Here is a 551-nt window from a genome sequence, read left to right on the forward strand (position 1 = left end):
GTTCCGGGCGATCAATCCGGTGGTCAAGGCGCCTTCGCTGGTCTGCGACGACGGCACCGTGCTGATGGATTCCACGCTGATCATCGACTACGCGGAAGCGGTGGCACGGCGCAGTCTCATGCCGTCTGAGCTGGGCGCGCGCCAGCGGGCGCTGCGCATCATCGGCCTGGCGCTGGCCGCGTGCGAAAAGGCCGTGCAGGATGTCTACGAACACAACCTGCGCCCGGCCGAGAAGCAGCACCAGCCCTGGCTGGACCGCGTGGACGGGCAGCTCGCTCGCGCCTATGCGCTGCTGGAACAGGAAATTTCAACCTGCGCCGTGCCGGCCGATGCCAGCACGCTGACCCAGGCGGACGTGACCACCGCTGTGGTCTGGACCTTCACCCAGGCGCTGCTGCCGGGAAAAGTGACGCCGGCGCAACATCCGTCGCTCGCGGCATTCACCGCCGCCTTAGAGCAATTCGACGTTTTCCGCAATTGGCCACACGCCTGAAGGTGCGCCCGTTCGGAGGTGCGATACCCCACCAATTTCCCCACAAATGGGTGATGTC

1 protein-coding gene is annotated in these 551 nt (G+C 65.7%); it reads left to right on the top strand.

From position 1 onward, the window contains the following. A partial coding sequence (locus AC1DHL_RS29720) for a glutathione S-transferase family protein (protein WP_478164327.1) occupies positions 1-493 on the top strand: 493 nt, incomplete at its 5' end. Between the last annotated feature and the right edge of the window lie 58 nt (positions 494-551).

The organism is Variovorax sp. 10L426 (genome assembly GCF_056395305.1).